At 60.3% G+C, this 20,163-nt stretch carries 12 protein-coding genes; 6 read left to right on the top strand and 6 right to left on the bottom strand.

The features are described 5' to 3' along the window. Nucleotides 1-5: 5 nt before the first annotated feature. Together smc and AB4N82_RS17595 are read right to left on the bottom strand one after the other, a co-directional pair. Entirely contained in the window at nucleotides 6-3,494 is a 3,489-nt protein-coding gene (gene smc, locus AB4N82_RS17600) for a chromosome segregation protein SMC (protein WP_032887631.1), read from the bottom strand. Between the two features lie 2 nt (nucleotides 3,495-3,496). Continuing rightward, nucleotides 3,497-4,156, bottom strand: a complete 660-nt coding sequence (locus AB4N82_RS17595; RefSeq protein ID WP_032887629.1) for a GntR family transcriptional regulator — start codon at nucleotides 4,154-4,156, stop codon at nucleotides 3,497-3,499. 280 nt (nucleotides 4,157-4,436) lie between these two features. Here AB4N82_RS17595 and xdhA point away from each other — a divergent pair, with 280 nt between their 5' ends. The 4 genes from xdhA to guaD all read left to right on the top strand — a co-directional run bounded on the left by xdhA (nucleotide 4,437) and on the right by guaD (nucleotide 10,555). After that, a complete protein-coding gene (gene xdhA, locus AB4N82_RS17590; protein ID WP_122764546.1) occupies nucleotides 4,437-5,885 on the top strand; it encodes a xanthine dehydrogenase small subunit in 1,449 nt (482 codons plus the stop codon). Further along, complete coding sequence (gene xdhB, locus AB4N82_RS17585; RefSeq protein WP_032887626.1) at nucleotides 5,878-8,277, top strand: xanthine dehydrogenase molybdopterin binding subunit; 2,400 nt, start codon at nucleotides 5,878-5,880, stop codon at nucleotides 8,275-8,277. Before xdhA ends, xdhB begins: the two co-directional genes overlap by 8 nt. A gap of 123 nt (nucleotides 8,278-8,400) precedes the next feature. Next, nucleotides 8,401-9,243 carry a xanthine dehydrogenase accessory protein XdhC gene (xdhC, locus tag AB4N82_RS17580; protein ID WP_099602947.1) on the top strand — a complete coding sequence of 281 codons (843 nt, stop codon included), beginning with the start codon at nucleotides 8,401-8,403 and terminating at the stop codon, nucleotides 9,241-9,243. A 7-nt stretch (nucleotides 9,244-9,250) separates the two neighbouring features. Next, complete coding sequence (gene guaD, locus AB4N82_RS17575; protein ID WP_095185354.1) at nucleotides 9,251-10,555, top strand: guanine deaminase; 1,305 nt, start codon at nucleotides 9,251-9,253, stop codon at nucleotides 10,553-10,555. A 138-nt stretch (nucleotides 10,556-10,693) separates the two neighbouring features. Here the strand turns inward: guaD and AB4N82_RS17570 are convergent, their stop codons facing one another. Beyond that, on the bottom strand, nucleotides 10,694-11,458 hold the full coding sequence (locus tag AB4N82_RS17570) for a GntR family transcriptional regulator (RefSeq protein ID WP_017134778.1): 765 nt from the start codon (nucleotides 11,456-11,458) through the stop codon (nucleotides 10,694-10,696). Nucleotides 11,459-11,684: 226 nt separating this feature from the next. Here AB4N82_RS17570 and AB4N82_RS17565 point away from each other — a divergent pair, with 226 nt between their 5' ends. Beyond that, nucleotides 11,685-12,875 (top strand): benzoate/H(+) symporter BenE family transporter, encoded by a 1,191-nt coding sequence (locus tag AB4N82_RS17565; RefSeq protein ID WP_095185353.1) that lies wholly within the window; start codon nucleotides 11,685-11,687, stop codon nucleotides 12,873-12,875. Between the two features lie 37 nt (nucleotides 12,876-12,912). On the opposite strand, the gene AB4N82_RS17560 is transcribed toward AB4N82_RS17565, so the two are convergent. Beyond that, nucleotides 12,913-13,257, bottom strand: coding sequence for a YggL family protein (locus AB4N82_RS17560; protein ID WP_016979277.1), 345 nt, complete (start codon nucleotides 13,255-13,257; stop codon nucleotides 12,913-12,915). A 238-nt stretch (nucleotides 13,258-13,495) separates the two neighbouring features. Here AB4N82_RS17560 and dacB point away from each other — a divergent pair, with 238 nt between their 5' ends. After that, complete coding sequence (gene dacB / locus AB4N82_RS17555; RefSeq protein WP_032887618.1) at nucleotides 13,496-14,956, top strand: D-alanyl-D-alanine carboxypeptidase/D-alanyl-D-alanine endopeptidase; 1,461 nt, start codon at nucleotides 13,496-13,498, stop codon at nucleotides 14,954-14,956. A 52-nt stretch (nucleotides 14,957-15,008) separates the two neighbouring features. On the opposite strand, the gene AB4N82_RS17550 is transcribed toward dacB, so the two are convergent. Together AB4N82_RS17550 and rlmKL are read right to left on the bottom strand one after the other, a co-directional pair. Beyond that, nucleotides 15,009-17,405: a sensor domain-containing diguanylate cyclase gene (locus tag AB4N82_RS17550; protein WP_460102395.1), complete on the bottom strand. Its 2,397-nt coding sequence runs from the start codon at nucleotides 17,403-17,405 to the stop codon at nucleotides 15,009-15,011. A gap of 137 nt (nucleotides 17,406-17,542) precedes the next feature. Beyond that, complete coding sequence (gene rlmKL / locus AB4N82_RS17545; protein ID WP_460102392.1) at nucleotides 17,543-19,810, bottom strand: bifunctional 23S rRNA (guanine(2069)-N(7))-methyltransferase RlmK/23S rRNA (guanine(2445)-N(2))-methyltransferase RlmL; 2,268 nt, start codon at nucleotides 19,808-19,810, stop codon at nucleotides 17,543-17,545. Nucleotides 19,811-20,163: the final 353 nt, after the last annotated feature.

Raw genomic sequence — 20,163 nt, 5'->3', positions numbered from 1 at the left:
GCAGCTCAGGATTCCACCATCGCCATCGCTTCTTCGACATCCACTGCGACCAAACGCGAACAGCCCGGTTCATGCATCGTCACCCCCATCAACTGATCAGCCATTTCCATGGCGATCTTGTTGTGGGTGATATAGATGAACTGCACGGTCTGGGACATCTCTTTGACCAGTCGTGCATAGCGTCCAACGTTAGCGTCATCCAATGGGGCGTCAACTTCGTCGAGCATACAGAACGGCGCCGGGTTCAATTTGAAGATGGCAAATACCAGGGCCAATGCGGTCAGGGCTTTTTCGCCGCCGGACAACAAATGAATGGTGCTGTTCTTCTTGCCTGGAGGCCGCGCCATGATCGTTACCCCTGTATCGAGTAGATCTTCGCCCGTCAGTTCCAAGTAAGCGCTGCCACCGCCGAAAACTTTCGGGAATAACGCCTGTAAACCGCTATTAATCTGATCAAAGGTATCTTTGAAGCGATTACGGGTTTCCTTGTCGATCTTGCGGATCACGTTTTCCAACGTATCCAGGGCTTCGACCAGGTCGGCGTCCTGGGCATCCAAATAACGTTTACGCTCGGACTGCTGCTGATATTCATCGATGGCCGCGAGGTTGATCGCGCCCAGGCGTTGGATACGTGCAGCAATCCGCTCAAGTTCTTCCTCGGCTTCTTTCTCGTTGGCCTGGGAGGTCAGGGTGTTGAGCACGCCGTGCAGGTCGTAGCCGTCTTCCAGCAATTGGTCTTGCAAGGTTTTGCGGCGCACGGTCAAGGCTTGCCATTCCATACGCTGTTGTTCGAGTTGGCCGCGAATCAATTGGGATTGCTGCTCGGCCTGGGTTCGGCGTTTTTCCGCGTCGCGCAATTCGCGGTCGGCGTCTTCCAGGGCGATCTGCGCGGTCTTGAGTTCTTCGTCGACGGTCATGCGCTTGTCGAGCAATTCTTCGAGCTTGAGGCGCAGCTCTTCCAACGGCGCTTCGCCCTCCTCCAGATTGAGGCTCAGTTGCTCGCGCTTTTCGGTGAGGCGTTCGGATTGCATCTCCAGGCGTTCAAGGGCCTGGCGTGTGGAATCATGCTGGGCGCGCAGCGAGCCGAGGCGTACCGCCAATTGGTGCGCGTGATCCTTGTGCTGCCGGGCTTCCTGGCGCACGCGGTCAAGGCGTTCGCGCAAGCTGTCGCGCTGGGCCAGTAGCAGTTCGCGCTGCTCGGTATCGAGGGCCATGCTGTCGAGCGCCTCCTGCAAGTGCAGGCGCGCTTCGCCGATCTGTTCATGTTCCAGGGCGCGTTGCTCGCCCATCTCGGCGACTTCTTCATCAAGACGGGTACGGCGCAGGGTCAGTTGTTCGGCCTTGGCTTTGCTCGCCGACAGTTGCGCCTTCAACTCGCCTTGCTGACGCGCTTCGTCCTGCAACAGACGGCGCAGGTGTTCGCGGCCGGTCTCTTGCTGGCGCTGGGTGGCGCGCAGGGTTTGCAGTTCGGTTTCCAGGCTTTCGAGGGTCGCTTCACGCTCTTCGCGCTCAGCGATCAGGTTGACGATTTCCTGGCCACGGGCCAGAACGCCACTTTCCGCTTCACTGGCGCGGCGAACCCGCAAAAAGTGCCGGCCGACCCAATAGCCATCGCGGCTGATCAGGCTTTCGCCGGCTGCCAATTGACCGCGCTGGGCCAGGGCCTGCTCCAGGGAATCCACCGGTTTGACTTGGCCCAACCACGGCGACAGGTCAATGGCGGCCTCGACCTTATCCAGCAGGCTGCCCGGCACCCGCGCTCCATCGGCGGCGGGGCTGAGCAAACGCAGATCGCCTTGGGCAAACCCGGCCAGGTCGAAACCGCCAAAGTCATCCACCAGCACTGCTTGAAGATCGGCACCGAGCACGGTTTCCACTGCCAATTCCCAGCCGGCTTCGACCTTCAGGCCTTCCGCCAGGCGTGGCCGCTCGGCCAAATGCTGGTCGCGCAACCATTCGGCGGTGCCGGTACCTGGGTCCAACGCCGCTTGCTGCAAGGCTTCAAGGGATGCCAGCCGACCATTGAGCCGCTGCAAATCGCCCTGTGCCTGCTGCTGGGCCTGGGTCGCCTGTTGCAACTGCTGACGCAATTGTTCAAGGCGCTCTACTTGCTGTTCTTCGCTGGCTTCCAGCTCTTCCAGCGTCATTTCGCTTTCGGCCAGTTGCTCGCTGAGGTCCATGATCGCGGCGTCTTCCGGATCAGCGGCGAGCAATACGCGCTCTTCCTGCAAGCGGCGCTGGCGCTCGGCCAGGCGCTCCATGCTGGTTTCCAGTTGCTGGATGCGCGACTGCTGCACCTCGGCCTGGCGACGCGGCTCGGCGGATTGCAGGTTGAAAGCGTCCCACTGTTCCTGCCAGCCATGCATGGTGGTTTCAGATTCTTCCAGGGCGGCGGCGGCTTCTTCGGCGGCGGCGCTGGTGATTTCCTGCTCTGGGGTGAGCATGTCCAGCTCTTCGCCCAGGGTCAGCAGCAAGGTGCGGTCATGGCCCAGGTGAGATTCGGTCTCCAGACGCGCGCGTTCGGCTTCCTTCAGATCGTCCTGCAATTGGCGCAGGCGCTGCTGGCCGTGCTGGATGCTCTGCTCGACACGGGCGATGTCGCCGCCTACCGAATAGAAGCGGCCTTGCACCAGATTGAAGCGTTCGGACAGATCATGGTGCCCGTCGCGCAGACGCTCGATGCTGGCGTCGGCGTTACGCTGCTCCGCCACCAAGGCTTCAAAACTGATTTCCTGGGTACCGATGATCGCTTCGCGCTGCCCCACTTGCTCATTCAGCGCCTGCCAGCGCAGGGCCGAGAGTTGTGCCTTGAGCTGGCGTTCTTCGCCCTTGTATTCCTGGTATTTCTCGGCCGCCTGGGCCTGGCGGTGCAGGCGCTCCAACTGGCGTTCCAGCTCGTCGCGCAGGTCGGTGAGGCGGGCAAGGTTTTCGTGGGTACGGCGGATGCGGTTTTCGGTTTCGCGGCGGCGCTCTTTGTACTTGGAGATGCCGGCCGCTTCTTCAATAAAGTTACGCAGGTCTTCGGGCTTGGCTTCGATCAGCTTGGAGATCATGCCCTGCTCAATGATCGAGTAGCTGCGCGGGCCCAGGCCGGTGCCAAGGAAAATATCGGTGATGTCACGTCGACGGCACTTGGTGCCGTTGAGGAAGTAGCTGTTCTGGCTGTCGCGCGTGACTTTGCGGCGGATGGAAATTTCCGCGTAGGCCGCGTACTCGCCGATCAAGGTGCCGTCGGAGTTATCGAACACCAACTCGATGCTGGCCTGGCTCACCGGCTTGCGGCTGGTGGAGCCGTTGAAGATGACGTCGGTCATCGACTCGCCGCGCAGATTTTTTGCCGAGCTCTCGCCCATCACCCAACGGACGGCGTCGATGATGTTCGACTTGCCGCAACCATTGGGCCCGACCACCGCCGCCATGTTACTGGGGAAGTTAACCGTGGTCGGGTCGACGAAGGATTTGAACCCCGCCAGTTTGATGCACTTGAGCCGCACGCTTAGCCGTCCGCCAACGCTGCGATGACCAACGAGCTGCTGCGCTGGCAGTAGGCCGACAGCACCAGGCGAATCTGCGGCACGTCACGGGCCAGTACGGCGGCGAGCAGTTGCTCGAACAGCGCCAGGTACTCGCTCATGGAGGCCTTGCGCTGATCCAGGGCCAGGTAATAAGCGCGGTTCATTGCCGGCTGCAGGTTCTCGACGGTTTCCTGCAGGTACGGGTTGTTGGCAAAGGGGTACGCGGCGCGCATCACGTTAAAGCATTCTTCGACGAAGGCGCGGATGTCCTCACGCTCGAAATTGGTCACCAGGCGCTGCTGGATCTGCACGAACGGCGCCATGTCGGCCTGGGTCTGCCAGCCTTCGGCGACGGCATTGCCGAGCAGGATGTACAGCTCGCTCATCAGCGTGCACAGGCTCTGCACCTTGTGTGCGGTGAGCTCGGTCACGTGGGCGCCACGGCGCGGCAGGATCGCGATGAGGTGGCGCCGTTCGAGGATCAGCAAGGCTTCGCGCACGGAACCACGGCTGACATTGAGCGCCAGCGTGACTTTCTGTTCCTGGATGCGCTCACCAGGCTTGAGATCGCCGCGAATAATGCGTTCGGCGAGGTGGTGAGCGATTTGCTCGGCGAGACTGTCCGGCGCCTTGAACGTCATGTTTTCCCTTCAAAATCTTCTATCGGTACAAGCGCGGCAGTGTAGCGCATTGGCTGGCTGATGGCGCTACGCCCACCGTGGCGAATTTGGCATGAAATAAGCAGCGGCTGAGCAGCGTAAGCCCGCAAAAACGCCGGTTCCAAAAGACTGGACCATAATTGAGAGTGTTGCGATCGCATTTTCTTGACCTGCTGGTCAGAAAATCATTGACCGAAAAGTCAGACATGACTAGATTCGGCGAAAAGCGGTTAACAACAATAATTAGTCTGCGAGGCCTTCCGTGATCCAGTTTTTACTCAACCAGGAACTCCGTAGCGAGCACGCCCTGGACCCCAACCTGACCGTGCTCAACTATCTGCGTGAGCACGTGGGCAAATCCGGTACCAAGGAAGGCTGCGCCAGCGGCGACTGCGGTGCGTGCACCGTGGTGGTCGGCGAGCTGCATCGCGACGATCAAGGCGTCGAGCAGATTCGTTATCGCAGCCTTAACTCGTGCCTGACCTTTGTGTCGTCGCTGCACGGCAAACAACTGATCAGCGTCGAAGACCTCAAGCACCAAGGCCAACTGCACAGCGTGCAGCAAGCCATGGTTGAGTGCCACGGTTCGCAATGCGGCTTTTGCACCCCAGGGTTTGTGATGTCGCTGTTCGCCTTGCAAAAGAACAGCGACGCTCCCGACAGCCAGAAAGCCCATGAAGCCCTGGCCGGCAACCTGTGCCGCTGCACCGGCTACCGCCCGATTCTTGCGGCCGCCGAACAGGCCTGCTGCAACAAGCCCCAGGATCAGTTCGACAGCCGCCAGGCCGAGACCATTGCACGCCTCAAAGCCATCGCGCCGACCCAAACGGGCGAGCTCAACAGCGGCGACAAACGCTGCCTGGTGCCGCTGACCGTGGCCGACCTGGCCGACCTCTATGACGCCTACCCCCAAGCCCGCCTGCTGGCCGGCGGCACAGACCTGGCGCTGGAAGTCACCCAGTTTCACCGCACACTGCCAGTGATGATTTACGTCGGCAATATTGAAGAAATGAAGCGCGTCGAATCGTTCGACGACCGCCTGGAAATAGGCGCCGCCACCGCCCTCTCCGACTGCTACACCGCACTGCATCACGAATACCCGGACTTCGGCGAGCTGCTGCACCGCTTCGCCTCTCTGCAAATCCGCAACCAGGGCACATTGGGCGGCAATATCGGTAACGCCTCACCCATCGGCGACTCACCGCCACTGCTGATCGCCCTGGGCGCGCAGATCGTGCTGTGCAAGGGCGACGTACGCCGCACTCTGGCCCTGGAAGACTACTTCATCGACTACCGCGTGACCGCCCGCCAGGACAGTGAGTTCATCGAGAAAATCATCGTACCCAAGGGCCATACGCTGTTCCGTGCGTATAAGGTTTCCAAGCGCCTGGACGATGACATTTCCGCCGTCTGCGCAGCCTTCAATCTGCAGATCGACAACGGCGTAATCCGTGAGGCACGCGTCGCGTTCGGCGGCATGGCCGCGACACCAAAACGCGCGAAAAGCTGCGAAGCCGCATTGGTCGGCGCCACTTGGAACGCCGCCACCGTGGAGAAAGCCTGCGCCGCCCTGGCCCAGGATTTCACGCCGCTGTCGGACTTCCGCGCCAGCAAGGAATATCGCCTGCTTAGCGCGCAGAACCTGCTGCGTAAATACTTCATCGAACTGCAAACGCCGCACATCGAGACTCGGGTGACCGCTTATGTCTAACCATCACGCCGTGGAAAAAACCCAGGCCGAACTCGCCGAGCTATTCGCCCAGGACCTGACCTCCGGAGTCGGTCGCAGCGTCAAGCATGACAGCGCCGCCAAGCACGTCAGCGGTGAGGCGCAGTACATCGATGACCGCCTGGAATTCCCCAACCAGTTGCACCTGTATGCGCGCATGTCTGACCGCGCTCACGCTCGAATCATCAGCATCGACACCGCGCCCTGCTACGCCTTCGAAGGTGTGCGCATCGCTATCACTCACGAAGACGTACCGGGCCTGAAAGACATCGGCCCGCTGATGCCCGGCGACCCGCTGCTGGCCATCGACACCGTGCAGTTCGTTGGCCAAGTGGTACTGGCGGTTGCCGCCCGTGACCTGGACACCGCACGCAAAGCCGCCATGGCCGCCGTGATCGAATACGAAGACCTGGAACCGGTGCTGGACGTGGTCGAGGCCTACCGCAAAAAACACTTTGTGCTCGACAGTCATACCCATCAACGCGGCGATTCGGCAGGCGCACTGGCAACGGCGAAAAACCGTATCCAGGGCACTCTGCACATCGGCGGCCAGGAACACTTCTACCTGGAAACCCAGATCTCGTCGGTGATGCCCACCGAAGACGGCGGCATGATCGTCTACTGCTCCACACAAAACCCCACCGAAGTGCAGAAACTGGTGGCCGAAGTACTCGATGTGTCGATGAACAAAATCGTCGTCGACATGCGCCGCATGGGCGGTGGTTTCGGTGGCAAGGAAACCCAGGCCGCCAGCCCCGCCTGCCTGTGCGCAGTGGTGGCGCGCCTCACCGGCCAGCCGACCAAAATGCGCCTGCCGCGTGTGGAAGACATGCTGATGACCGGCAAGCGCCACCCCTTCTATATCGAATACGACGTGGGCTTCGACGACAGCGGCCGCCTGCACGGGATCAACCTGGAGCTGGCCGGCAACTGCGGCTGCTCGCCGGACCTGTCCAACTCGATTGTCGACCGTGCCATGTTCCACTCCGACAACTCGTATTACCTGGGCGATGCCACGGTCAACGGCCATCGCTGCAAGACCAATACCGCGTCCAACACGGCTTACCGTGGCTTCGGCGGGCCCCAAGGTATGGTCGCTATCGAAGAAGTGATGGACGCCATCGCCCGCCATCTGGCGCTGGACCCGCTGGCGGTGCGCAAGGCCAACTACTATGGCAAGACCGAGCGCAACGTCACCCACTACTACCAGACCGTCGAGCACAACATGCTCGAAGAGATGACCGCCGAACTGGAGGCCAGCAGCCAGTACGCCGAGCGCCGCGAAGCGATTCGCCTGTACAACGCCCACAGCCCAATCCTGAAGAAAGGCCTGGCGCTGACACCGGTGAAGTTCGGCATCTCGTTCACCGCCAGCTTTCTGAACCAGGCCGGTGCGCTGATCCATATTTACACCGACGGCAGTATCCACCTGAACCACGGCGGCACCGAGATGGGCCAGGGTTTGAACATTAAGGTGGCGCAAGTAGTGGCCGAAGTGTTCCAGGTGGAAATCGACCGCGTGCAAATCACCGCCACCAACACCGACAAGGTGCCCAACACCTCGCCGACCGCCGCTTCCAGCGGCGCGGACCTGAACGGCAAAGCCGCGCAGAATGCCGCCGAAACCATCAAGCAACGGTTGGTGGAATTTGCGGCGCGCAAATACGACGTGAGCGAGGCGGACGTTGAATTCCACAACGGCCATGTGCGCGTGCGTGACCAGATCCTGACCTTTGAGGCACTGATCCAGCAGGCCTACTTCGCTCAGGTGTCGCTGTCGAGCACCGGCTTCTACAAGACCCCGAAAATCTTCTACGACCGCAGCCAGTCACGCGGGCGGCCGTTCTATTACTTCGCCTTCGGCGCAGCCTGCTGCGAAGTGATCGTCGACACCCTGACCGGCGAATACAAAATGCTGCGCACCGACATCCTGCATGACGTAGGCGCCTCGCTGAACCCGGCCATCGACATCGGCCAGGTGGAGGGCGGCTTTATCCAGGGCATGGGTTGGCTGACCATGGAAGAGCTGGTGTGGAACAACAAGGGCAAGCTGATGACCAACGGCCCGGCCAGCTACAAGATCCCGGCGGTGGCGGACATGCCGTTGGATCTGCGGGTGAAGCTGGTAGAAAACCGCAAAAATCCGGAAGACACAGTGTTCCATTCCAAGGCCGTGGGCGAACCGCCGTTCATGCTCGGGATTGCCTCGTGGTGCGCGATCAAGGATGCGGTGGCGAGTCTGGGTGACTATCGCCATCAGCCGAAAATCGATGCGCCAGCGACGCCGGAGCGAGTGTTGTGGGGGTGTGAGCAGATGCGCAAGTTGGCTGCTGCGAAGGTAGTTGAGGCTGATACCGAGATGGCTTCGCTCTAGACCGAGGCGCTGCCATCGGGGGCAAGCCCCACTCCCACATTTTGATCTGTGAATACCTTCAAATGTGGAAGGGGGCTTGCCCCCGATAGCGGCCTGACTGACAACAGTAATGTTGAGGTAAACATGAACAACTGGATCAGCGCCCTCGCCGACCTGCAAAACAGAGGCGAACCCTGCGTACTGGTGACCATCATCGAAGAACTCGGCTCCACGCCGCGCAATGCTGGTTCGAAGATGGTGATCAGCGCCGCGCAGACCTTCGACACCATCGGTGGCGGGCACCTGGAATACAAGGCCATGCAGATCGCCCGCGACATGCTCGCGCGCGGCCAGCAAAACACTCATTTGGAGCGCTTCAGCCTCGGCGCCAGCCTGGGCCAGTGCTGCGGTGGCGTCACCGTGTTGCTGTTTGAACCCATGGGCCAGGTGCAGGCGCAGATTGCGGTATTTGGCGCAGGCCACGTCGGCCGCGCGCTGGTGCCCTTGCTGGCGAGCCTGCCGTGCCGGGTACGCTGGATCGATTCCCGCGATCAGGAGTTCCCGGAACATATCCCCCAGGGCGTGCGTAAAATCGTCAGCGAAGAACCGGTCGACGAAATTGCCGACTTGCCGGCGGGCAGTTATTGCATCGTCATGACCCATAATCACGCGCTGGACCTGGAACTCACCGCCGCCCTGCTCAAGCGCAATGACTTCGCCTACTTCGGCCTGATTGGCTCCAAGACTAAGCGCGTCAAGTTTGAACACCGCCTGCGTGACCGTGGCTTCGACGCCGCGCAGTTGCAACGCATGCGCTGCCCCATGGGCCTGACCGAGGTGAAGGGCAAATTACCGGTAGAAATCGCCATCTCCATCGCCGGCGAAATCATCGCCACCTATAACGCTAATTTCGGCCAGCACACCGCGAGCGCCGAACCCATTGCCAAATTGCTGCCGGTGTCACGCCGCAGCCAAGCCACGAATTGAGATAACCATGCCTTTGACTCGCAAAGCCTACCGTGCCGCCATCCTGCACAGCATCGCCGACCCCGCCATCGTTGGGATCGAAGCGTCCTATGAGTATTTCGAAGACGGCCTGCTGGTGATCGACAACGGCCAGATCAGCGCTGTCGGCCATGCTGGCGACCTGCTGCCGACCCTGCCGGCCGACATCGAAGTCACCCATTACCAGGACGCGCTGATCACCCCAGGCCTGATCGACACCCATATCCACCTGCCGCAGACCGGCATGGTCGGTGCTTATGGCGAGCAGTTGCTGGACTGGCTCAACACCTACACCTTCCCGTGTGAAAGCCAATTTGCCGACAAGGCCCACGCCGACGAAGTCTCGGATATTTTCATCAAGGAACTGCTGCGCAACGGCACCACCACGGCGCTGGTGTTCGGCAGCGTGCATCCGCAGTCCGTGAACTCATTCTTCGAAGCGGCCGAGAAACTCGACCTGCGCATGATCGCTGGCAAAGTGATGATGGACCGCAACGCGCCGGACTACCTCACCGACACTGCCGAAACCGGCTACCAGGAAAGCAAGACGCTCATCGAGCGCTGGCACGGTAAGGGCCGTCTGCACTATGCCGTCACGCCGCGATTCGCACCGACCAGCACGCCGGAACAACTGGCATTGGCCGGGCAACTGCTGGGCGAGTACCCGGACCTGTACATGCAGACGCACATCAGTGAGAACAAGCAGGAAGTCGAATGGGTGAAGGAGTTGTTCCCAGAGCGCAAAGGCTATCTGGATGTGTACGACCACTACAACCTGCTGGGCGAGCGTTCGGTATTTGCCCACGGCGTGCACCTGTGTGATGACGAGTGCGCGCGGCTGGCAGAGACGGGCTCGGCGGTGGCGTTCTGCCCGACGTCGAACTTCTTCCTCGGCAGTGGGTTGTTCAACCTGCCAATGGCCGAGAAGCACAAGTTGAATGTGGGCCTGGGCACTGATGTGGGCGGCGGCACCAGTTTCTCGCTGCTGCAAACGTTGAACGAAGCGTACAAGGTCATGCAACTACAAGGGGCGCGGTTGAGCCCGTTCAAATCGCTGTACCTGGCGACCCTCGGCGGAGCGCGTGCACTGCGCCTTGAGGACAAGATCGGCACGTTGCAGCCGGGCACGGATGCGGACTTTTTGGTGCTGGATTACAACGCCACGCCGCTGCTCAGCTATCGCTTGAAGCAGGCGAACAACATTGCCGAGACGTTGTTTGTGTTGATGACGCTGGGGGATGATCGGACGGTGTTGCAGACCTACGCTGCCGGCCAACTCGTGCACCAACGCTGATCTCAACCGCTACACAAAACCAAACGTGGGAGGGGGCTTGCTCCCGATGGCAGTGGTTCAGTTAGTCATGTGTTAACTGATCCAGCGCTATCGGGAGCAAGCCCCCTCCCACATTTGTTTCCGGGTGAAACGGGGAAATTACAGTTTGACCGAAGAACGCCCCGGCTTTTTGGTCTGGAGCAAATGCGAAAACACCGCATGCAAATCATCCGACGCACTTTCCTCGTCGAGGTTGAGCTTGCTGTCGATGTGATCCATGTGATGCATCATCAAATTCACCGCCAGTGTCGCGTCCCGCGCTTCAATCGCGTCGATCAACTGGGTGTGCTCATCATACGAACAGTGCGAGCGGTTGCCGCTTTCGTACTGGGCGATGATCAGTGAGGTCTGGGACACCAGGCTGCGCTGGAAGCTGATCAGCGGCGCGTTCTTTGCCGCTTCGGCCAGCTTGAGGTGGAATTCGCCGGAGAGGCGGATACCCGCACCGCGGTCACCACGGGAGAAACTGTCGCGCTCGTCGTTGACCATCTGGCGCAGCTCGGCCAGTTGTTCGGCGGTAGCATGCTGCACCGCCAACTCGGTGATCGCCCGCTCCACCAGACGCCGTGCCAGGAACACTTGGCGCGCCTCTTCCACGCTTGGACTCGCCACCACCGCGCCGCGATTGGGCCGCAGCAGCACGACGCCTTCATGGGCCAGGCGCGACAGTGCGCGACGAATGATGGTGCGGCTTACGCCGAAGATTTCGCCCAGTGCTTCTTCGCTCAATTTGGTGCCGGGCGCCAGGCGTTGTTCGAGGATGGCCTCGAAGATATGCGCATAGACGATATCGTCCTGGGTTCCGCTGCGACCGGCCTTGCCGGCTCGCGGTTGTTTCTTGAGAGGTTGCAACTGTTCGTTCATGGGCACTCGGGTTTGGAGAACGGCGGCGAATTAACGGTAATACGGCAAGCGAGGGTCGCTGGCAAGTATCACCTAAAAACACGGCACATTGTACACAACCCAATGCGCCAACACACTGTACGGCTGATTGCGCCGGCGGCTGTATTGCAATGAGTAGTTACGTTTGAGTTTAGGCTTGAATCTGCGCCGTCACCGGCAAATACCCAGGTAAAAGGAACACCTCTCCATGACCGAAGCCACTCAAGCGCCTTTGCGCCCGCTGGCCGACACTTCTCCATCGGCCATCGTCGCGGGTTTCATTGCGATGATGACCGGCTACACCAGTTCCCTGGTGCTGATGTTCCAAGCCGGGCAAGCCGCCGGCTTGACCACCGCGCAGATTTCCTCATGGATCTGGGCAATTTCCATCGGCATGGCGGTGTGCAGCATCGGCCTGTCCCTGCGCTATCGCACACCGATCACCATTGCCTGGTCCACGCCTGGCGCGGCGCTGTTGATCACCAGCCTGGGCGGCGTGAGTTATGGCGAAGCCATCGGTGCCTATATCACCTGTGCGGTGCTGGTGACGATCTGCGGGCTGACCGGCAGCTTTGAAAAACTGGTCAAACGCATTCCTGCCTCACTGGCGGCGGCCTTATTGGCAGGGATCCTGTTCAAGATCGGCAGCGAGATTTTCGTTGCCGCGCAGCATCGCACCGGCCTGGTCCTGGGGATGTTCTTCACGTATCTGATCATTAAGCGTCTGTCGCCACGTTATGCGGTGCTGGCCGCGCTGGTGATCGGCACCGCGCTGTCCGGGGTGATGGGGCTGTTGGATTTCAGCGGCTTCCACCTGGAAGTAGCGACGCCGGTCTGGACCACGCCGCACTTCTCACTGGCCGCGACGATCAGCATCGGCATTCCGCTGTTTGTGGTGGCAATGACTTCGCAAAACATGCCCGGCGTCGCCGTGTTGCGCGCCGACGGCTATAACGTGCCGGCATCACCACTGATCACAGCCACCGGCCTGGCCTCGCTGGTGCTGGCACCTTTTGGCTCCCATGGCATCAACCTGGCGGCGATCAGCGCAGCCATCTGCACCGGGCCCCATGCCCACGAAGACCGCAACAAACGCTACACCGCGGCCGTGTGGTGCGGGGTTTTCTACGGGATTGCTGGCGTGTTCGGCGCCACGTTGGCGGCATTGTTCGCAGCATTGCCCAAGGAGCTGGTGCTGTCGATTGCGGCATTGGCGTTGTTTGGCTCGATCATCAACGGCTTGAGTATCGCCATGAATGAGCCGAAGGAACGGGAAGCGGCGCTGATCACCTTTATGGTCACCGCGTCAGGCTTGACGTTGTTTTCCATCGGGTCGGCGTTCTGGGGGATTGTGGCGGGGGTATTGACGCTGCTGATTCTGAACTGGCGCAAGGCATAAAAAAACGGCGACCCTCAGGTCGCCGTTTTTTTCAGTATCACTTAGCCGCGTTGATCGGCTTTTCCGGATACCACACGTCCAGCAACGGGCTGACTTCAGCCTTGGTCAGCTCGGAACGGGTTTTCAGCCAGGCTTCAACAGCAGCGCGCTGCTCTTCGGAGACCGAGCCACGCTTCTGCAGGCAAACCAGACCGAAGTCATCGCCGCCGACATAGCCCAGACCGTTGGCTTCCATGGCTTCTTTGATGAATGCTTCGAGGAAAGCGTCGATAGCTTCTTCACTCAGGCCTTCGTTGAAGTCCAGGTTCAGTTCGAAACCCAGCTCTTGAAATTCATCAACGCACAGTTTTTTGCGCAGACGCTGGGAACGGTTAGTCGCCATTGGAACAATCCTCATAAGTAATAACGGGCGGCACTTTAGCAGTTTAAGGCGACGATTGCCCGACTCTCTGGGACAGGCGGCACTTTGCCTGTAAAAAAAACGCTGATTTCCAGCTATGGTTCAGCCACAAGCGCGCCCACCTTGGGGCATAATGCCGACACTTTCATGACCAATGAGGGATTTTTCCTATTTACCCCTCGCCTTTTTCACCCTCCTCAGCAGTAGGGTTTCATTTCTTATGATCAAATCTTTACGTTCAGTCTTGCTAGCCGGTCTCCTCTTGCCACTGGCCCTCAGCGCCACAGCTGCCCCAGTCAATAACACCCTCCCCCCGAATGTTCAGCAGGCCCTGGCCAAAGCCAAGCTGCAAAACACCGCGCTGTCACTGGTAATGATCCCCCTGAACGGCCCTGGCACCCCCACCGTCTTCAACGCTGACGTCTCGGTAAACCCCGCGTCCACCATGAAGCTGGTTACCACCTACGCCGCCTTGGAAATGCTCGGCCCCAACCACCAGTGGAAAACCGAGTTCTACACCGACGGCACCCTCAGCGGCGGCGTGTTGCATGGCAACCTTTACCTCAAGGGCGGCGGTGATCCCAAGCTGAACATGGAAAAACTCTGGCTGCTGATGCGCGACCTGCGCGCCAATGGCGTACAGCAGGTCACAGGCGACCTGGTGTTGGACCGTGGCTTCTTTATCCCGCCACAACTGCCGGAATTCAATGACGACGGCAACGACGAGAACAAGCCCTTCTTGGTTAAGCCCGACGCCCTGCTGGTCAACCTCAAGGCCCTGCGCTTTGTGACCCGCAACGACTCAGGCCGTGTGATCGTATCGGTGGAGCCGCCTATCGCCAGTATTCGCATCGACAATCAGGTCAAGGTTTCCAACGCCAAGCAATGCACCGGCGACGTGCGCTACAACCCGGTCACTGCCGCCGATGGCAGCGTGACGGTCACCGTCAGTGGCCAACTGGGCGACGGCTGCAGCTCCCAGACGTACCTGTCACTGCTCGACCATGCCACCTATACCGCCGGCGCCGTGCGGGCAATCTGGCAGGAATTGGGCGGCAGCATCCAGGGCCGTGATATCCAGGCACCCGTGCCCAAGGATGCCAAGGTGTTGGCCCGCGCATTCTCGCCGGACCTGGCGGAAATCATCCGCGACATCAACAAATACAGTAACAACACCATGGCGCAGCAGTTGTTCCTGAGCCTGGGCGCGCAGTTTCGCAACGATGCCGACGGCGACGACGCCAAGGCCGCGCAACGTGTAGTGCGTCAGTGGCTTGCGAAAAAAGGTATCACTGCACCGCATCTGGTGATGGAGAACGGCTCCGGGCTGTCCCGTGCCGAACGGGTCAGCGCCCGCGAGATGGCCGCGATGCTGCAAGCCGCCTGGAAAAGCCCTTACGCTGCCGAATACATCAGTTCGATGCCGATTGCCGGCACCGACGGCACCATGCGCAAACGCCTGAAGACCACTGCGATGCGCGGCGAAGCCCACGTCAAGACCGGCACCTTGAACACGGTACGCGCCATTGCCGGGTTCAGCCGCGACAACAACGGCAATACCTGGGCGGTGGTGGCGATTCTCAACGATCCGAAGCCATGGGGCGCTTCGTCGGTGCTGGATCAGGTGCTGCTGGACCTGTATCGCCAACCTAAATTGGCGGCTTCAGCCCCAGTACTCTGACGCTGAACTGGGGCCTGTGGTGAGCGGCTTGCCCGCTCACCACAAAGGTCACTCAACACAGCGGCGTCGCCTCTACCCGATCCCTGCCCGCCTGCTTGGCTACATAAACGGCCGAGTCGGCGCGCAGCAACAACCCATCAATGCCTTCGTCGATCCGCCAACTGGCCACACCAAAGCTGGCAGTGACGATGCCCACCGCTTCCATAGGCTCGTTGCGCAGCGACTGCCACAATTCCATCGCCAGGCTGTAGGCCTGTTCGCCACCGGTGTTAGGGCAGAGCACCATGAATTCCTCGCCACCCAGCCGACAGAAAACATCGGAACGACGCAAGCGTTGGCCGATGCGTTTGCACAACTCCTGTAACACCGCGTCGCCGACCGCGTGCCCATGCTTGTCGTTGATGCGTTTGAAGTGATCGATATCGAGCATGATCACCGACAATGCCCCGCTGGTCCGATTGAGCCTCACCATCTCGGCCCTGAGTCGGTCCTGAAAATAGCGTCGATTGTGAATTCCGGTCAGGGAATCAGTGATGGACAGTGCGCGTAGCTCCTCTTCAACCCGCTTCAAATCGGAAATGTCCGACACGTAGCCATGCCACAGCGTACCGCCACCCGGTAACTCTTCCGGTGTGGCTTCGCCGCGAATCCAGCGCAGACCCCGTTGTGGCAACTGCACCCGGTACTCTTCGCGCCAATGGCTCAACTGCAACGCCGACAGGCGAATCGAGGCTCGTACCCGCTCCACGTCCAGCGGGTGGATACGCTCGAAAACTTTCTTCGCGTCCTGCTGCAACACACCGTTTTCGATTTCATAAATGTCGCGCATACCATCGCTGGCATAGATGAACCGCCAGTTTTCGCGGGGTTCCAGGGTGAACTGGAAGATACCGCCGGGCACATGGGCGCTGAGTTTCTTGAGCAGGCGGTCACGGGCCGCCAATGCTTCGTAAGCGCGTTTTTGCTCGGTAATGTCCAGGTAAATCGCTAAGTGCCCGATCCACAAACCGTGATCATCCAGCAACACAGTGGCCAGCATGTTCACAGTCAACTGGCTGCGATCCTCGCGCACCAAGGTCCATTCCCGGGCTTCGTGCAGGTTATCCGGGCTCTCGACCAGCATCGCCTGACTGGCAGGGATTCGCTTGCCCAAGGCCACGCTCAGGCTAGCTGCACGGGCTTCCAGTTCCGACGCCAAGTGCAAGCTTTCCAGGGTCAACTTACCCACCACCTGCTCGGCTGAGAACCCGAGCATTTGTTCGGCACCGGCATTGAAGGTGTTGATGACGCCGCGTAAGTCGGTGGCAATGATGGCGACCTGGGTCGCCGCATTCAGCACGCTGCGCAGTTGGCCATGGGCACCGCGTAACTCCTGCTCACGCAGGCGCAACTGCACGGTACGCTGTTCCACCAGCTTCACGGCGCGCTGGCGTTGGCTCACCAGCACATAGAGCAAAGCGCTGAGCAACAGGCTGAGCAACCCGCCCATCGTCAGGATCGTGATCAACGAAGAATGGTTAGTCTGGTCGAACACCTGGCTCGGACGCAGGGTCAGGGCATAAACGTGGTCCCCCAAGGTAAGACGGCGCGCACCGATCAGGTCGCCGTTTGCCACGCTATTGCTCGATTCGTAGAGCACACGTTTCTGTAGGTCGGAGGTATCGACGATCTGCATCACCAGGTTGTCCCGTTCCGGCTTGGGCAAGCCGTCAGCTACTAACTGGCGCATGCTGATCACGGCCATCACGTAGCCAAAGGGCTCATGCTGGGACTGCTCGGAAGTGGACAGGTGACTGACCGGCGCCACCAGCAATACGCCAGTGGCATAAGCAGGCTCAACGCCTACCAGTTGCATGGGCTGGGAAACCGCCAGCTTGCCGCTTTTTTGTGCGCGCTCAAGGGCTGAGCGCCGCAGGGGCTGGGCCAGCAGATCAAAACCCAGTGGCGAGCCCAGCAGACTTTGAGTCTGGCTATAGAGCACCGGCACGTATTCATCACGCTCAGGCGCCGGGGCCAGTTCTCCGGCGCTATTTAACTCACGGATGACAAAGGGCGCACCACGCTGGCGGGACACCTCTTGTTCGAACTGGCTGCGTTGATCGCGAGACACGCGCGGCGCCCAGGCGTAGGCCCGAGTGCGCAATAGCAAAGGCTGGGCGAAACCATCGAACTCTTCACGGGACACATCGTCGGAATTGACGAAGAACCGCCGCAGGCTGTTCAAGCGCTGTTCCTGATCTTCGAAGCGTTCCTGCAGGCGGGTATACCGCTCGTTGACCAGCAACTGGAAACGCTGGCGCACCTGTTGTTGATAGAGATCGAAGGACGCCCAGGCGACGATGAGCGTCAGGGTACAGCCCGCCAGAAACACCACCAATGCCACCAGCCAAGCCGACGCCTGTTCACTGATAAAGCCTAGGATTTTCGGGCGAACGGCTTGCATCGGCATAAGCAACACTCACAACGCCAGCGTGCGGGGGTGTCACTTTGGCTAGGCCTTAAGTTATAGCTATCGGCCCAGAGTTTGACCAGCGTAAAAAAGCCGCAAGACCGGATTAAACCAGGCTTGCGGCTTCAGGCTGTTGGTTAACCGCGAGCGGTGATTTTCCAGGCCCGATGGATCTTGGCGTTGCGCGCAAAATCCGGATCGATGGTCTTGTCGCTGATTTCCTCGACCGTGTAGCGCTCGCTGAGGTTTTCCTCCAGCGCGAACTTGCGGAAGTTGTTCGAGAAATACAGCACACCACCCGGTGCCAGGCGTGCCATCGCCAGGTCCAGCAACTGTACGTGGTCACGCTGCACGTCGAAAATGCCTTCCATGCGCTTGGAATTGGAGAAGGTCGGCGGGTCGATGAAGATCATGTCGAACTCATCGCGGCTGGCCTCCAGCCAGGCCATCACGTCACCCTGCTCCAGGCGGTTCTTGTCGGAGAACCCGTTGAGGGAGAAGTTGCGACGCGCCCAGTCCAGATAGGTCTTGGACAGGTCAACGCTGGTGGTGCTGCGCGCGCCACCCTTGGCTGCATGCACACTGGCGGTGGCGGTGTAGCAATACAGGTTAAGGAAACGCTTGCCGGCCGCTTCCTTCTGGATACGCATGCGCATCGGGCGATGGTCTAGGAACAGGCCGGTGTCGAGATAATCGGTGAGGTTGACCAGCAGCTTCACGCCGCCTTCACTGACTTCGGTGAACTTGCCTTGGGCGCTCTGGCGCTCGTACTGCTTGGTGCCGCTCTGGCGCTCACGACGCTTGACCACCACGCGGCTCTTGTCGATGTTCAGCGCCTGAGGGATCGCCGCCAGCGCATCGAACATACGTGCAGAGGCTTTTTCCGGGTCAATGGACTTCGGCGCGGCATATTCCTGCACATGCACCCAATCGTGGTACAGGTCGATGGCCATGGAGTATTCGGGCATATCGGCGTCGTACACGCGATAGCAATCCACCCCTTCACGCTTGGCCCACTTGCCCAGCAGCTTGAGGTTCTTCTGCAGGCGGTTGGCGAACATCTGCCCGCCTTCGCTCAGGCGCGCCTGCTCGACCACAGGAGCCGGGACTGGCTTGATCGGGTTGCCGTTCTTGTTGTACTGGCGCTCTTGTGGCTCGACCGGGGCTTGGTCGTAAACGGCCTGCTCACGTTCAGCCTGGCGCTGTTCCGGGGTACGACGCTCGCCGGTAACGAACTGATCCGGGTTGACCTTGATCAGCAGCAATTTGCACGGCAACGCGCCGTTCCAGAACGAATACTGCTTGTGGCTGCGAATGCCCATGCGCTTGCCCAGGTCCGGTGCGCCGGTGAACACCGCGGCTTCCCAGCCCATGCAGGCCTGGCGCAGACGCTCGCCGAGGTTCTGGTAGAGGTACAACAGGCTGGCTTCGTCACCCAGACGCTCGCCGTAGGGCGGGTTGCAGATCACCAGGCCTTTCTGGTTCTGGTCCGGGCGCGGCTCGAAGGTGCCGACTTCGCCCTGGTACACCTTGATCCAATGGCTCAGACCAGCACGCTCGATGTTGTTGCGCGCGGGCTGGATCAGACGGGGGTCAGCCTCGTAGCCACGCACCCACAGCGGGGTTTTGTTCATGCCGATGGCGGCACGTTCAGTGGCTTCTGTATGAAGTTTCTTCCACAGCGCCGGCACGTGGCCAAGCCAGGTGGTGAAGCCCCACAGTTCGCGGTTGAGGTTGGGGGCCATGTCGGCGGCAATCATCGCGCCTTCGACCAGGAAGGTCCCCACACCGCACATCGGGTCAGTCAGCGCGCCGCCTTCGGCAGCAATACGCGGCCAGCCGGCACGAATCAGGATCGCCGCCGCCAGGTTTTCCTTCAACGGCGCCGCGCCCTGCTGCAGGCGGTAGCCGCGCTGGTGCAGGCTGTGGCCGGAAAGATCGAGGGACAGGATTGCTTCGCCACGGTCCAGGCGCAGGTGAATGCGCAGGTCCGGGTTGATCTTGTCGATGGACGGGCGTTCGCCGGTCGGGGTACGCAGCTTGTCGACGATCGCGTCCTTGACCTTCAGCGCGCCGAAGTGGGTGTTGTCGATGCCCGAACCGTGACCGCTGAACTCCACCGCCAGGGTGCCGTCGGAGACCATGTGGTCGGCCCATTCGATGTCCAGCACGCCGTGGTAGAGGTCTTCGGCATCCTTCATCGGGAAGCGCTTGAGCACCAGCAACACGCGGTTGGCCAGGCGCGACCAGAGGCACAGGCGATAGGCGGTTTCCATGTCGGCCATGCCGCGCACGGCCGAGGTGTGCTCGCGGGCTTCCTCAAGGCCAAGCCCGACGGCTTCCTCGATCAGCAGGCCTTCGAGGCCCTTGGGGCAAGTGAGGAAGAGTTCAAAACGGTCCGACATGGGGCATTCCAGGCTTTTCAGCAATAAATGAACGGGCGACGCATCGCCGGTTCGGTTTTCAATCAAGCACTTTTCTCGAAGAGTACTCGCGTGGCACGAATGTGCCGTCCCACCCCGTCTGACGGGCCCTTGAGCCTTTATTGACGGGGCAGAGTGATTTTTTTAAGCAACAAAAAGAAATATTCCGACCCTTCGTCGAATAGTAACCGACCGCAACGGGCCAGCATTCTCACTAAAGGATTAAACCCATCCTCTTTGCAGGGTGCATCATAGCTGGCTTTGCCTCAAAAAAGGGGCGAAAAGCCATCCCAGCTTATGGCTATAGCATCGTAATCGTTACGTGCTTATGACAA

The organism is Pseudomonas sp. H1_D04 (genome assembly GCF_054683855.1).
Note: the sequence above shows the minus strand (reverse complement) of the source record. Positions and strands in the feature narration are given on the sequence as shown.

Excerpts from the sequence above, each read along its gene's own strand:
- AB4N82_RS17595 (WP_032887629.1), bottom strand. The coding sequence starts at position 4,156 with ATGACGTTCAAGGCGCCGGACAGTCTCGCCGAGCAAATCGCTCACCAC.
- xdhB (WP_032887626.1), top strand. The coding sequence starts at position 5,878 with ATGTCTAACCATCACGCCGTGGAAAAAACCCAGGCCGAACTCGCCGAG.
- xdhC (WP_099602947.1), top strand. The coding sequence starts at position 8,401 with ATGAACAACTGGATCAGCGCCCTCGCCGACCTGCAAAACAGAGGCGAA.
- guaD (WP_095185354.1), top strand. The coding sequence starts at position 9,251 with ATGCCTTTGACTCGCAAAGCCTACCGTGCCGCCATCCTGCACAGCATC.
- AB4N82_RS17570 (WP_017134778.1), bottom strand. The coding sequence starts at position 11,458 with ATGAACGAACAGTTGCAACCTCTCAAGAAACAACCGCGAGCCGGCAAG.
- AB4N82_RS17565 (WP_095185353.1), top strand. The coding sequence starts at position 11,685 with ATGACCGAAGCCACTCAAGCGCCTTTGCGCCCGCTGGCCGACACTTCT.
- AB4N82_RS17560 (WP_016979277.1), bottom strand. The coding sequence starts at position 13,257 with ATGGCGACTAACCGTTCCCAGCGTCTGCGCAAAAAACTGTGCGTTGAT.
- dacB (WP_032887618.1), top strand. The coding sequence starts at position 13,496 with ATGATCAAATCTTTACGTTCAGTCTTGCTAGCCGGTCTCCTCTTGCCA.
- AB4N82_RS17550 (WP_460102395.1), bottom strand. The coding sequence starts at position 17,405 with ATGCCGATGCAAGCCGTTCGCCCGAAAATCCTAGGCTTTATCAGTGAA.
- rlmKL (WP_460102392.1), bottom strand. The coding sequence starts at position 19,810 with ATGTCGGACCGTTTTGAACTCTTCCTCACTTGCCCCAAGGGCCTCGAA.